Origin of the sequence: Pseudomonas sp. BN411, assembly GCF_029871235.1 — a bacterium.
Lineage (GTDB): Bacteria > Pseudomonadota > Gammaproteobacteria > Pseudomonadales > Pseudomonadaceae > Metapseudomonas.
Map to the genome: position 1 here is coordinate 1 of NZ_SSOM01000073.1, position 12,982 is coordinate 12,982.

Sequence of the window (12,982 nt, forward strand, 5' to 3'; positions counted from 1 at the left end):
TGAATCGCCCCGGCTTTCCTAGACACTCTCCAAGCTCTGGAAATAGCGCTTTTCAAACTCCACTGGCGATAGCTGCATAGCGCTGCTGTGCCGGCGTTTGGGGTTATAAAACATCTCGATGTAATCGAACACATCACTCCGAGCTTCTTCGCGGGTGCCGTAGGTCTTCCGTCGGATGCGTTCCCGTTTCAGCAACTGAAAAAAGCTTTCCGCTACCGCGTTGTCGTGGCAGTTGCCGCGTCGGCTCATGCTGCTGATCAGGTTGTTGGCCTTGAGGAAACTCTGCCAATCCGAGCTGCTGAACTGGCTGCCCTGGTCGGAGTGGATCATCACTTCCTGCTTGGGCTTGCGCCGCCAGACCGCCATCAACAGGGCATCGATGGCCAGGTCGCTGCACATCCGTGGCTTCATCGACCAGCCGATCACCTGGCGTGAAAACAGATCCAGCACCACCGCCAAATACAACCAACCCTCATAGGTGCGGATGTAGGTGATGTCGGTGACCCAGACCTTGTTCGGTTCACTGACGTTGAACTGCCGCTCCAGGCGATTGGGCGAAGCTACCGTTGGCCGGCCGCCGTAATAGCCGGGGCGCCGACGATAGCCGGTCTGCGAGCGCAGCCCTTCTCCCCGCATCAGGCGAGCCACGCGGTGCCGGCCACAGGACTCTCCCAGCTCACGCAGGTCGTCGTGAATCTTGCGATAGCCGTAGACCCCACCGCTTTCCAGCCAGGCATGTTTGATCAACCCGAGCAGGCGCTGATCTTCCTTGGCGCGTACGGATTTCGGCTCGGCCAGCCAGGCGTAGTAACCGCTGGGATGCACTTTCAGGGTCTGGCAGAGACGCCGTACCGGGTACTCCACCGACAGCTTGCTGATGAAGGCGTACTTCAGCCGGACTCCTTGGCAAAGTACGCGGCGGCCTTTTTTAGGATGTCTCGCTCTTCGGTCACTCGCTTGAGTTCGGCGCGTAGACGACGCAGTTCGGCCTGCTGATCATCTTCTTGCTGCCGCTGCGCCTGGGGCTTGCCGTAGCGCTTGATCCAGGCATACAGGCTGTGCACCGACATGCCTAACCGCGCTGCCACCTCGGCTACGGGGAGGCCGCGCTCGGTCACTTGCTTGACCGCTTCGATTTTGAATTCTTCGGGGTAACGCTGGTTGCTCATGGCACCTCCTAACGGGCCTCATTATGAGGCTTGGAGGTGTCTACGAAACTAGGGGCGATTCAAGGCATTTGCTCCGCCACCGGGAGCTGAGGAAACACATGACCTTACCCCAATAGCAAGGTCCCACCGGTTGAGCGGGCAGGAGTTCTGTTGGGTCGTTGATCCCAACGATGGCACTGCGGACTTTTTGGCAGGGCGGGTAGGTTCAGCTGTCTCGGTGGGGCTGCTGCGAAATACCGTTCCTGTGCTCGGCGTTGTTTATGCCCCCCTTACTGTGGATCGGGGTGCTGATTGCATTGCGTGGGCCGAAGGAATGAGTGCCGTCGTTCGCAATGGACAGCCTGTTTCGAGCCGGCTCGATCAATGCACCTTGGACGCCGGCAGTAGGGTAATGGTGAGTACGGCCGCCACAAGGAAGACGGAATTGGCGGTTATCTACAGCAACGAGGCGAGTCTCGCCCTGGTATCGCAGCGCTGCTTCGGCGGGGCGCCTGCGGCTTGCTACGATCTCGCAAAGCGAGACTGGGTGCCGGTGTTTCGCTAGCTGGCCCTCGGGGATGGGCCTCTCCAGAAGTCAGGCCATCTCAGTCGTTAGCGATCGAGTATTTCGAACTCAGTAACACCGGCCGCCTTGAGTCGGGAATCAACCAACTCTTCCACAGTCGCGTCTGGACCCAATTTCTCGCGATCAGCATCTGGAGCGGCTAGGTAGTTCGCAACCAGAACCTTCAGGGCAACTGGATCACTAGGAACGCTCCCGTTCATGACCGAAACTTGTTCTTGCCCGTTCAGGGTGTAGCGGATCACCTTCGACATCGCTGCTTCCTTTCATCAGTGAGCCCGTCACGGGCTCACTTATTGCCGGCTGGGAATATTACTGAAGCCAGGAATCTACTTCCTTTGAGCCGTACTGCTCTTTCCAGGCCCCCAGCACGCGGTGATTGCCACCCTTGGTCTCAACCACTTCGCCAGTATGTGGATTCTTGTAGATTTTGACCTGGCGCGGGCGATGCTTACGGCCCGTCTCCGGGGCGACGCTTGTGGGTGTAGGGTCCAAAATCTGGATGATGTGGCGCAAATTCATGCTGTACTCAGCCATCAGCGACCGCAGCTCTTGTTCGAACTGGATTTCGCGCTTTAGGTGACCGTCATTCTTCATAGCGTCGAGCTGTTGCAGCTGCGCGGCAAGTTCCGCTTCAAGGCGTCTGTATTCGGCAAGTCTAGTCATTTGGTCAGGGGCTCGCTTTCGAGGATAAGAGGTGGCGACTATAGCAAGGCACTGGACATTTCTTGATGCCTAGCACTCACAGCGCAGTCAGGTTTCGAGGATTTCGTCCTCACCCACTAAAGGCTCTAGCATGTGGAAGATTGCTCGGTTTCGCTGCGCAGACTTGGGGTAATAATTCTCGAATTCGCGCCCCGTTAGCTGACGGCGTTTGAGATTGAACGATGATGATTCTTCCCGAATCTCATAAAACTTAACGGGGTCTACTCGGTCCTGGAAAGCGGACATAACCGCATATTTCACAGCGCCGCTGCATCGCAACCCAAACGTAATGTCTGCAAGCACGAAGGGGTTCTCAGCCAATCCCTTCGGGCCAATGACGCGCCACTCCTTTTCGTACTTCCAATCCTTGGCCTTTCGTAGCAGCACTGCCGAATCCACATCATTCTGCGCTTGTGGTTCACCACTGAGCATTGCTGCGACTCGGCTGGCTTCAATCACGCGGCTACCGCCGTAGATCACCTGATGCAGCTGAACCGCCTGCTCGTCCGGAACGGAATACCCAATGCAGATACCGTTGTGCTGATCACCGTAGTGACTCCACATAAGGGGGCAGTCGAATCGCCCTGCCAGTGAAAGAATGCCTTTGTCGTATCGACGTAGCAGCTCCTCTTGAAGCCGATACGCAAGCATGTCGAGCTCCACTTCTTCCTCGTGTCCGGCGTACTCTGGATCGGACGCCAGATACGCGATATCACGAATCGAGTTTTGGGCTTGTACACGACTGAGTTCGGAAATACGCGATTGGGTTTTGGGACCGCGATAATGGATGGCCTCAGCAGCAGTCTTCAGCTCAGATTCCATGCGCCGCTCGATGAGCTGTTGAAGAGCTTCTTGTAGCACCTCAGCCGATGCATCGGGGCGGACGTACGGACGCGTATCAAGCGGGTCATTGAACTTTGTCGGATCTGCAAAATAGACCTGGTCGGTGACCAACAGATCGAGGGTTTGGGTACTGAAGGTTCGGTACTTGTACAGCTTGGATGGCGTGCGTACTGCTTTCACCATTCGCTTCTCCTTGCGGTTCGTTGGTGACTGCCCGGGATGATGCTGAGGCAGTGTACAGCGTGGCTTATTTGCTACTCGACGCCTTGGCCTCAATCTCATGGAGTAATAAGCGGGTATTGGGATAGCGGCTTCTCTTTTCCAAGCAGGCAGGAAGGCACGGTATCAGTGAGTAGAGTTGTGATCGGGTGAGGCTGACCCCCTGGTCTGTGCCGTACGCTGCGAACAGCGAAGCGCGAATCAGGTTCTCCAAGTCGCGATCTCGGACGGACCAGTCGACGCTGGAGTGATTGCCATGCCGACCCGTTGGCAGAGAGGCAGTTTGAGCGAAAAGCCAGGCCCTGTCGTTCCGGTACAACCATGCATAGATATCCGGGGCACGAGCGCGGATGGCCTTCGCACAGTCGTGAGGTGATTGGTCTATCAAGTCGAGCCAGGCCTTGCGACGTTGAAGCTGCGCTTGCCTACCCTGCGACTTAACCCATGCAGCCTTGATGGCGGGTTCGGCGCGAAGCAGCTTGTTGATCGTCGAGCGGGTGATCGCGAAGCTGGTACAAAGCTCTGCCTTGGAAGCCCCAGCGGCAAGGCGCTCCAATATGTCGGACCGGACATCTGCCTTCAGGACCTTAGGCCGTAGCCGCCCTTTTGCAATTGGTTCGGCATGTGAGGTGGATAACGACGTAACGGCTGGGGCGGTACGGTGGCTATGAATTTCTTTCTGCCGTTCCTGGCTTTCTGCTTCGTCATACACTTTGAGGAAGTAACTAAAGTCACCAAAGAGCCAGGTAATCATCACCACGTGTCGTAGGGGATGGCAGTAGCCGCGCGGACTACGAACGAGCTGCTGAATAAAAGACCTTGCGCCTGGTGGACTGCTTGGGAGGTTGTTCAGCGGGCGGAACGGGCGCAACCGCTCTGAATATTCCAGGAGAAAGGCAGCGGGATTCCCCGATTCCCAGTGGGCTTGGTGGGCATGATCAGGCTTGCTCAGTTCGAGGCTGTATACCTGGCGCACAAGATTCCGCTGAAACGTCCTGCTGAATCCGATTTCGGCTAGCTGAATAGCACCATCTGCCAACTGCAAGAGCTCAGAGCGAAGGGTCGAATCAATTTCGCTTGTGTAGGGCGGATATAGAACTTCCTCACAGGGCAAGGTCCAGGAGAAGCGACCTGCCCAGCGACGCTTCTGATTGCACTCTCGCAGAAACTGATGATGTGTCGGGCAAAGAATTACGCCCGGGTACTGGTGTTTAAGGTGCCAATAGGCAGTGCCATAGTTAGCCATGTCATCAGTCATGCACTCGGAGCATGCTTTCAGGGGATGCTCGGCCCCAAACCTTCCTGCAACTAACCCCAATTGGTACTTCATTGATCCAAGCTGCGAGCCTTTCATAAGAGAGACTGCTCGCCGCATAGTCTCGGTAGACTGAAAAGGAGCAAAGAATGGAAGAATAGTGTGATTACAGATTATTGAGTCAGCGCTACCCCACCGAGAAGAGGTGTTCCTTTCAAACGCATTGAGATTGCATGGGAAATCGTGCTTCGTCCCATGATCAGTGGCGTTGAACAAGGTCTCACATGTAGTAGACGCTAGAAGGTTTCCGGCAAACAAGTGGTACCGACTGCAAAGGCTGAAAAATGTTTCGTCGCTTAACCAGTGCAACGAGAAAGAGCCATCTAAAAAACTTGGCGTGTGCATAGACAAGAGCAGAGTTGTACTAAGCAAATAGATTTTAGTCGTAGCCAAACTAACCGTAGAGTCGAATGGCTATATCGGATGGGTTAGCTAATAGCTATGTCTAATGGCCACATGGTCAGAACGAGCAATTGGTTGATTAAGTTGTTAATTCTGGCGCAATGGATATGCACAGGCGTAAATCTCTGTTATCCACAGGAAAAAGCGCTGGGCGCGCCTCCGAAGGCGCACTTTTCGAACTTTTTTACTGTTGTCAAAGTGGATTTCATGACGGTACGATTATTCGCTTTGCTGTGGACTAGGTCGCCCCGGCATACCGGGAAATGGTTCCTCGTGGACCCGAGGGGGCTGGTTACTGCCCCGCGAGAAGGCGCCGGACCGAATCGGGATCGGTGCACCTCTGAACGCGCTCTAATGCGGTCGGAAAACCATGCGGGCGGCCTAGCGGCCCAAGAAAAGGTGCGGCGAATGCCGAAAGCCTTGTGTGTCGATACTGAGGAGACGATATGACGGCCAGCTAATGCTAGGAGCCGGATAGAACAGAGGCCCAAGGTTGCACCCTTGAGCCTCTGAGGAATTGTCAGATTTTTGGACTCCTGACAATTCCATTCTCTATTCCATTGTGGGGGGCGTCAAGCCCCGCACGGGCTCCGCTCATCCCTCATAAACTAATTATCGCGAAGAGCGAGGCTTCCTTACGCCCGCAAGTTCCATTGCTGAACGTTCTGACATAGCCCGTTCAGAGATGTGCGCTGGGCGCGAGAAAGGCTGTTGAGAATGGAAAGCAAAAATGGCATCTCAAGAGATGTTCAAGCGAATTCAGAGCAGGCAAGGCACGTTTGAATGGGGTGATGAGTACATTCCGTGCATTTTGGCGACAACGCGAGAAGCTCCGAAGAAGTCGAGAGCTACTCGGTTAAATAGTCGGAAGCTACAGCGCACAGTACATCTTCTATCAACTCCAGAAAGAATTTATGCGGAGCTAGCTTTATATAATAAAAATTTGTTCGATCTTCATGAACAAAAAATGCTCTCTCCCGTTCCGAAAGTGCACCCTCTGTACGGGCATCCATTGGCTATTGGAATGGATCTTGCGCCTCTTGGAGGAACGCTAGATGTCGCAGAGCGAATTGGATTTAAGCACCACGAAATTATTATTGAGGAGGATGACGGAGAACGTCATAGGGTTCCGTGTATCTATGTCGGTGACCTGCTCCTTTATATGGCTGATACCACAGGAAAGCCATACGCGGTCAATTGGACTGTAAAAAAATCTGCGGAGGACTTCTCCGAGCGCCGTAGGAACGAACTAAAAACGCCAGGCCAGCAAAGACTAGATCAAGAGCATGAACACCTACGGCAACTTTTAGAGGAAATCTATTATCAAGATGCAGGCATAAGAACAGTACGTGTCTCCTTAGATGCTTTGGATTCCAATGTTAGAGCGAATCTTGATTTTCTGTATGGCAAGCACAACTTTACGTTGGATATAGACCCAGCAATCTTGAAAGATTTCAGTTACGAAATAGCGGAGGCTGTCCGAGCCGGAGATCCTGTAGCTCTCGTTGCTATTAGATATGGGAAACGCTGGGGGAATAGGAACCAGTTTCTCTCGCAAATTTATAAGGATATATGGGAAAGAAAATTACTGGTCGACCTTTTCACTCCGATACTCATCGACCATCCACTCGAAATTCAAAGTCGCGACGTTCTGGACGTATATGGTCATCTTTTTGAAGAGAGTCCCACATGATCATCGGTTCTCGGATCATTGCGCCAGAAGGATTTCGTGGGCTGAAGAAAGGAATGGTCTATTACTTTCTTTTAAGCGACTCGATTAATAATAGGGTAAGGTTTATCCAGTTCGGCAACAGTAAATCAGGCGTTCAAGCGTATTTGCTAACTGTCTCAAGGGTCGAGTTCGAGGAAGCTCTTGAAGCCGGTAAATTAATCGAGGAAAAGGGAAGTGAAAACTATCCGCCATGGCTAGAGCCTCTTCAGGGGATTTCAATATCCGAGTTAGAGCGCCGAAGAGTTAGTAAGAAAAAGACCTACCTTGAGATGGTTGATAGCAGGTACCTGGCAATTGCTGAACTTGTGATTCGGCGCAAAGAAATATTATCCGCTGAGAACCCAGACGCCATCATCAATGCCCATGCTAAGACGCAAAAACCGGGACAAAATGCGCAACGAGTTAGGTTCTGGTTCTACGCATACATCGTATTTGGATTTGATAAATGGGTTTTGCGCCCAGCGTTCCATAACATTGGTAAATGGGATAGAGAAGAAAAGGCCGACATCACGAAATTTGGCAGACCTTCTAAGTGGGGCAAGAATCACGGATTCTCTGTGACTTCTGCGATGAAGCCAGTGATTCTAGATGGGTACATAAAATATCGCTCTCCCAGCAAAACCGAAAATGAGATCTACAACGAAGTTATAACCAATGAATTCGGTTGTATTTCCATTATGGATAAAGGTTGTCACTCTTTTATTCATCCTGACGGGAAACCATATCCCTCATTCCCCCAATATGTCTATTGGATAGAAAAGCTTACTGAAGATAAGAGAGCTGAACGCGAACGTGCGCGTAAAGGTCAATATAAATATAAAGCAAAAGCTGGGGCAGAAGGCAGCTTCGCAGAGCATCTATTCAATCTTGTACAGCGAGTTGAATTTGACGGCTATAACTTGGTTGAAAAACTGAGCGGTATCACAGAGGGAAGCATAGTTGATGGATTCTGTGTGGTGCGTGCCGTGTGCGGTTTATCGGGTGCGGTGGTTGGTATAGGGTTTTCCCATGGTAAAGAAACTATGGAGGCCTATAAAATGTGCCTCTTTTCAATGGCTATTAACAAAAAGCTGTTTGGGGAGTTGTTTGGTATAAAGATCGAACAAAGCGAATGGCCGTGCGTGGGGCTATCAGACAACATTGTTGTTGATCGGGGTCCTGCGGCAGGATTTCCATGTAAGCCCGAGATTACTTGGCTCGGTACTTTTGAGTTGCCACCTACATATTCTGGTCAATCTAAGGCAACAGTGGAATCGTCACACCCGAAGAAGAAGAAAAATCTGGATCAGCCAACGCATTTCCATAGCGGACTAAATTTTGTGGAAATGGCTAAACGCGAAATATTTCAGGTGTTGAAAGACAACATGTCATCCGATGCTAGCGATCGGATGGACGAAGATTTGTACTTCCTCGGCTTCACACCTACGCCGCTCAATATATGGAAATATTATGATGAGAAAGGAAGAACAAGCGCGATTGATATGAACTTTGATGAGGCAGTAAGACGCTTCCTAACTCCGCACCCTGCGTCAATAAAAAAAGATGCAGTTTATTTTTATGGGAGAAAATATCGCTCTATTGAGATCATGGGTACGGGAGTATTCGATCGGGTCGCACGAGATGGCCATATTGAGGTTACTGCCTATGCAATAACTATGTGCGTGCGACACATTTGGGTCGAGCTTGAAGGTAGGCTGTATCAGCTGAACGTAGTCGGTAAAGCAAGTGCGCGTCCCGGGAGTTCAGACATCTGCCTTCAAGACCTGATAAAGATTAATGAGAAAAGGCTGGAAGCGCTTGCCTTGCACAGAGAGGAAAGACGAGCGGTCGATCAATATTATACGGATCGATTCCGAGAGAATACTGGAAAGGATTGGAACAGCGGCCGGGAGAAAGTTGGACCGGCGGTTAAGAATGCTGCTTCACAACGTGATGAGGCAGATTACCTCCGATATGTTGGTAAGAAATCATGATTGATGTGATTACGACTCGATTTGATGGCTTATCTGATGAGAACAGAATTCGTAAGATTGTCACCGTTAGGCCAAATCCGGTAACCGACCTAGAAGTATTGGAGTCTTCTGTTGGTGCTGAGAAGTTTGGAAATTCTTTAAAGGAAATCTATCTACCAAATAAGTTTTCGATCGACCTCATAAAAGAGATGGTTGGTCGAGCTAACTTGTATTGTCGAGAAATATACGATTCTGAAAAGAGCTACCTATCTCGTGTGTACAATCCGCCAGACGGTGAGGTTGCCCCAATCTGCCTTACTGGTCTGGCAGGGGTTGGCAAGAGTCAAACCATCAACGCTCTGAGAAAGATCCTGCCTGGTCCTGTGGATCTTGCCTTGGACCATTTCGAAGGTGTGCATAGGTTGCTTTCGCATTGGTACGTCAGTGCGCGAGGAAAAGCCGGTGGGAAGCAACTTTTGGCTGACTTCATTGGTGAAGAATCATCCAAAGGTAGACATACGGTGGGGAAGCTTCTCGTTGAGTGCCGAAGGCGGGCAAATAGGGATGGTGTAGCACTTCTAATGCTGGAGGAAACGCAACACATCAACACCGGTAATGGTGTATCTAGAGTGACAGATATACTCCTGACCATGGCTGCGATCGGACCGCCTATGGTGTATGTCTCAAACTACAGCCTTGTACATCGGCTGTTGCGTCGGAACAGCGAGGATAAGCAGCGCCTCTTGGTTGAGCCCAGGATCATGTTGCCCGATTCGCCTGATAGTGAAGATTGGCGCGGCTACATCCGTGAATGCATGAGGGTCAGCAATGGTTATTTATCTTCCTCAGAAGATACCTTGGTAGAGGAGGTTTACCGATCCACCTTTGGGATTAAGCGATTAGCGGTTCAATTGCTAAAGATCGCCTTCCTTGAGTCTCGTATGGTCGGCCGCCAAAGCATCGATGTAGACGACATCTATCGAGCTTATCGTTCAGCGGCATATTCGGTGAATCGGAGGGATGTCGAGGAATTGCAGCGACAGGCAATTGAAAGCAGAGCCAGTAGTGGTCGATTGGATCTGAGATGCCCCTTTGAATTACCAGTCCAGCAGAAATCCAATGTCGTCAGCTTCGCTAAGGCCGATCGGGACAATCGTGTCGCTAATAAGGTGTTCCTCTCTTCACTGAGTGAGATGGAACGTTCTACCTTGGCGCAGATAAGTGCTGATCCGCCAGCGTCGAACGAGGGTTCGCTTGCTCCCACAAGGCGGAAACCTGTGCCCAAGGCAACAAAGTCTGACTTGGTCGATGCCTTCAATAAATTGCTTGAGCCCAAGCCGCCCGGTCCCCGACGCCCCAAATAGACGAACGCCTGGATGCTGCAAATCCCTCCTTCTGCTCCCTTTGGCGGCGATGCTGGTCCGGCCGTCTACTCGGGAAGGGTCACACATAGATAGGATTACCTTTGTTTTCGAGCCAAGCAGTAACCTGGTTACGAAGAGTAGTGAGAGGTAGCTCGTGATCCGGGAAATCTGCTGGATTAATTGCCTCGCATCTCGCCTTTGCCACGTCCAGACCGATGAAATCCTCGAATGCCTCTCTACTGAACATGTTATGCACTTTAGTGACTCGATCACCTGCCGTATGGCTTGTGCCAACACTCATCGTGCTTTTAGCTATATCGGCAAACCCTTCATCAGTACTGATGGCGCCCCGCATCCATCTTCGAGGCTCCTCTAGAGATCCTGCAAAGTGCTTCCATCGATAAAGCAGGTGAATGAGGTCAGGTTCGGCAATTAGAGCGAGTTTGTCCGCAGCGCGACTCCTAATCAAATGCAGCCAGATGGCCTTCATCGCCTCGACCGTAGCGAGATCGAGTGCGGGGTTGAAGTTAACTGCCTCTCTGTCTTTATGATCTGCTGGATCGTTCAGATGAATCAGCATCGCAGCAACGGAAAGCGCTTTTGTCGCGCGCAGCGCCTCTATTGCCAGGCTGCCTCGCTTATCCTCGGGGATTGCCTTCAAGTACCTCAAAGTCGCTCGCCATCCAGAAACCCAAGGGGAACTGAAAGGGTCGCCACCGAATCGCACGAATTTCTGCGCCACGATGAACATCCCCGGCAGCAGTACCGCTGCCTTCTCAACCGGGAGGCGGTCAGCCGACTCGTCCAACCTCGCAACGAGTGAGGGTAGCAAACCGTCTGCCTCGAATTCGGCGATCGAGGCTGCAAGGTTTTCGTCTGTCGATGCTGCGTCGAGGAACTCGACGAAGCGACGTTCTGAGACTTCACCGAGTGCGGTCTGCAATTCGAAATAACGCGGGAAGAAGCGGGGCGTGCATACCTGCTTGGCTGCTAACCATTGGAGACGATAACCGTCGTCGTACTCTGGGCCTCCCAGCGCCCATTCAAGGGGAGGAAACAGCATTTTGATCGTGTCCTGGGCGAGCTCGCGGCGGTCATCGGGAACGATCTCTAGGAGTCTCTTGGCGGCCGCCTGTACCTCCGCCCTACGGCCTTCGCTCCGATAGCGAAGTTCTTGCAGGATCAACGACTTCTCTCTGAACAGAGCTTCGTGCAGATCTGGCTCGAACACGCGTAGCGTTTCCAGAATTAGGAAATCCACTAAATTCACTTCGAACAGATCACCGGAGGCATGCAGAGGCAGGTGCAGCGCGATCGACGAAAGCAATCGGTGGGCATCTCGCATGTTTCGCAATCGAGGTTGGATGCAGCCTATCAATCCATTCCCCCAACGAACATCTGAGAAATCGTTCTGCTCGGAGGCGAAGTGCCTTGCCAATTGGGACAGTTGTTCCCCGAAGATCTGATGCACCATATATGTTGGAACAGCGGGGAGGTCGAAATTAGCCTGGACAATCTTTTCAAGGAAGGCGCGCCCGTTGCCATCCGCAACCGGATCAAGCGCTCGCTCCACGATGCTGGGCTGGAACAGCAGTACGAAGACAATATTGGGCAGGTTGGCGTTAGCCTTTACCTGTCGCAGGAGAACCCGAATTTGTTCAGGTTCGAGTCTATCAATGTCGTCCACGAAAACGATTAGAGGTCGTTTCAGGTTACGCAGGCGGTCCTCCAGCGCTTTCCGTATTTGGTCGATCGATTCGCCGCTACGGTCGCGTCCAAGATGCTTTAGCAAGCGCCCGAGCAGGGATGTCGCAAGGGACAAGCCGGCGAGAACGGCAGCTAGAGTTGCAGCTTTAGGGAGGTTGAAGCCTATGGCTGAGGCAACGGAAATTACCGACGCGTTCGTCAGTATCGCTGAGATCTTCTGGCTTGCTCCGCCGGCTGTTTTGAGCGGTGCGCTGGCCCCCGAAAGGATCGCGCCGTAGCGCCGCAAGGCTTCAGCTCGTTCGATTGCTTCCTGGGAATGGTCGCCGCCCAATCGATCAGCTATCTGGCCAAATAGGGCGCGGGTGATGGCATTGCCGTCGCCCCACTGCCAAGGGTTGAAATCGACCCAATGGACGTCGTCGCTCTTGGCATTGAGCTGCTCGATCACCAGATATTTGAGTGAAGATTTGCCAAAGCCCCAGCCTCCTCGAATTGCAAACACACGGCCTTCGCGAGGGCTGAGTTCGGAGAGTACGCCGGCTATGCGGTCTGCATAACCTGCTCTTCGAAGCCGGTCTTCGGCTTTCGTGCGGATTGGGGACTCTGATCCGATTTCCCCCAGCGGGTGTGTCAGGGAATCTTCACCCGACTTTGCTTGATTGCGGAACCACTGCTTCAAACGTTTCCAAGGTTCGGTCACTGTGCGGAGCCTCCATGCGAGGCGTCGAGCCTATCGACGCAGTGGGGTGTCAGCGTCGCATTGCTGCTTAATGGTAGAGGCAGCGTGGCTCTCGCAAGAAATCCTCCGCGACTTTCCGCAGCTTTTTTCCCTTTAACGTTTCGACACATAGTCCAACCGCGCTACACCCGAAGTGATCACGGCATCCTAGCCGATCCCCTTGAGAACCGGCAGGTACGCCGTGTCAAACGCATGCATGAGGACGGCCGGGAGCACAGCAGGGTCGTATTCGCGGGAAGGCGTAACGCCACCGAGCAAGGCACCTGAAGGAGT

10 protein-coding genes are annotated in these 12,982 nt (G+C 52.5%); 4 read left to right on the plus strand and 6 right to left on the minus strand.

Translation table 11 applies throughout. The features are described 5' to 3' along the window. Positions 1 to 18 precede the first annotated feature (18 nt). A protein-coding gene (locus E8F06_RS18050) for an IS3 family transposase (protein ID WP_280363247.1) occupies positions 19 to 1,169 on the minus strand; the annotation gives its coding sequence in 2 pieces (ribosomal slippage) (positions 19 to 926 and positions 926 to 1,169; 1,152 coding nt in all). A gap of 130 nt (positions 1,170 to 1,299) precedes the next feature. On the opposite strand from E8F06_RS18050, the gene E8F06_RS18055 reads away from it, so the two are divergent. Next, positions 1,300 to 1,713 (plus strand): inositol monophosphatase family protein, encoded by a 414-nt coding sequence (locus E8F06_RS18055; protein WP_280369741.1) that lies wholly within the window; start codon positions 1,300 to 1,302, stop codon positions 1,711 to 1,713. 47 nt (positions 1,714 to 1,760) lie between these two features. Here the strand turns inward: E8F06_RS18055 and E8F06_RS18060 are convergent, their stop codons facing one another. The 4 genes from E8F06_RS18060 to E8F06_RS18075 form a co-directional block, all read right to left on the minus strand. After that, on the minus strand, positions 1,761 to 1,985 hold the full coding sequence (locus E8F06_RS18060) for a hypothetical protein (RefSeq protein WP_280369743.1): 225 nt from the start codon (positions 1,983 to 1,985) through the stop codon (positions 1,761 to 1,763). A 58-nt stretch (positions 1,986 to 2,043) separates the two neighbouring features. Next, positions 2,044 to 2,397 carry a histone-like nucleoid-structuring protein, MvaT/MvaU family gene (locus E8F06_RS18065; protein ID WP_280369745.1) on the minus strand — a complete coding sequence of 118 codons (354 nt, stop codon included), beginning with the start codon at positions 2,395 to 2,397 and terminating at the stop codon, positions 2,044 to 2,046. A gap of 87 nt (positions 2,398 to 2,484) precedes the next feature. Then, complete coding sequence (locus E8F06_RS18070) at positions 2,485 to 3,462, minus strand: DUF2971 domain-containing protein (RefSeq protein ID WP_280369747.1); 978 nt, start codon at positions 3,460 to 3,462, stop codon at positions 2,485 to 2,487. Positions 3,463 to 3,526: 64 nt separating this feature from the next. Continuing rightward, complete coding sequence (locus E8F06_RS18075; RefSeq protein WP_280369749.1) at positions 3,527 to 5,158, minus strand: TnsD family Tn7-like transposition protein; 1,632 nt, start codon at positions 5,156 to 5,158, stop codon at positions 3,527 to 3,529. 787 nt (positions 5,159 to 5,945) lie between these two features. On the opposite strand from E8F06_RS18075, the gene E8F06_RS18080 reads away from it, so the two are divergent. From E8F06_RS18080 to E8F06_RS18090, 3 genes are read left to right on the plus strand one after another with little or no spacing between them, the layout of a single operon-like run. Then, a complete protein-coding gene (locus E8F06_RS18080; protein ID WP_280369751.1) occupies positions 5,946 to 6,908 on the plus strand; it encodes a hypothetical protein in 963 nt (320 codons plus the stop codon). Then, positions 6,905 to 8,920, plus strand: coding sequence for a transposase (locus E8F06_RS18085; RefSeq protein ID WP_280369752.1), 2,016 nt, complete (start codon positions 6,905 to 6,907; stop codon positions 8,918 to 8,920). Before E8F06_RS18080 ends, E8F06_RS18085 begins: the two co-directional genes overlap by 4 nt. Then, complete coding sequence (locus tag E8F06_RS18090; protein WP_280369754.1) at positions 8,917 to 10,263, plus strand: transposase; 1,347 nt, start codon at positions 8,917 to 8,919, stop codon at positions 10,261 to 10,263. The genes E8F06_RS18085 and E8F06_RS18090 overlap by 4 nt, the downstream gene beginning before the upstream one ends. A gap of 79 nt (positions 10,264 to 10,342) precedes the next feature. On the opposite strand, the gene E8F06_RS18095 is transcribed toward E8F06_RS18090, so the two are convergent. Further along, positions 10,343 to 12,670 (minus strand): P-loop NTPase fold protein, encoded by a 2,328-nt coding sequence (locus tag E8F06_RS18095; RefSeq protein WP_280369756.1) that lies wholly within the window; start codon positions 12,668 to 12,670, stop codon positions 10,343 to 10,345. Between the last annotated feature and the right edge of the window lie 312 nt (positions 12,671 to 12,982).

Excerpts from the sequence above, each read along its gene's own strand:
- E8F06_RS18080 (WP_280369751.1), top strand. The coding sequence starts at position 5,946 with ATGGCATCTCAAGAGATGTTCAAGCGAATTCAGAGCAGGCAAGGCACG.
- E8F06_RS18085 (WP_280369752.1), top strand. The coding sequence starts at position 6,905 with ATGATCATCGGTTCTCGGATCATTGCGCCAGAAGGATTTCGTGGGCTG.
- E8F06_RS18090 (WP_280369754.1), top strand. The coding sequence starts at position 8,917 with ATGATTGATGTGATTACGACTCGATTTGATGGCTTATCTGATGAGAAC.
- E8F06_RS18060 (WP_280369743.1), bottom strand. The coding sequence starts at position 1,985 with ATGTCGAAGGTGATCCGCTACACCCTGAACGGGCAAGAACAAGTTTCG.
- E8F06_RS18070 (WP_280369747.1), bottom strand. The coding sequence starts at position 3,462 with ATGGTGAAAGCAGTACGCACGCCATCCAAGCTGTACAAGTACCGAACC.
- E8F06_RS18065 (WP_280369745.1), bottom strand. The coding sequence starts at position 2,397 with ATGACTAGACTTGCCGAATACAGACGCCTTGAAGCGGAACTTGCCGCG.
- E8F06_RS18075 (WP_280369749.1), bottom strand. The coding sequence starts at position 5,158 with ATGCACACGCCAAGTTTTTTAGATGGCTCTTTCTCGTTGCACTGGTTA.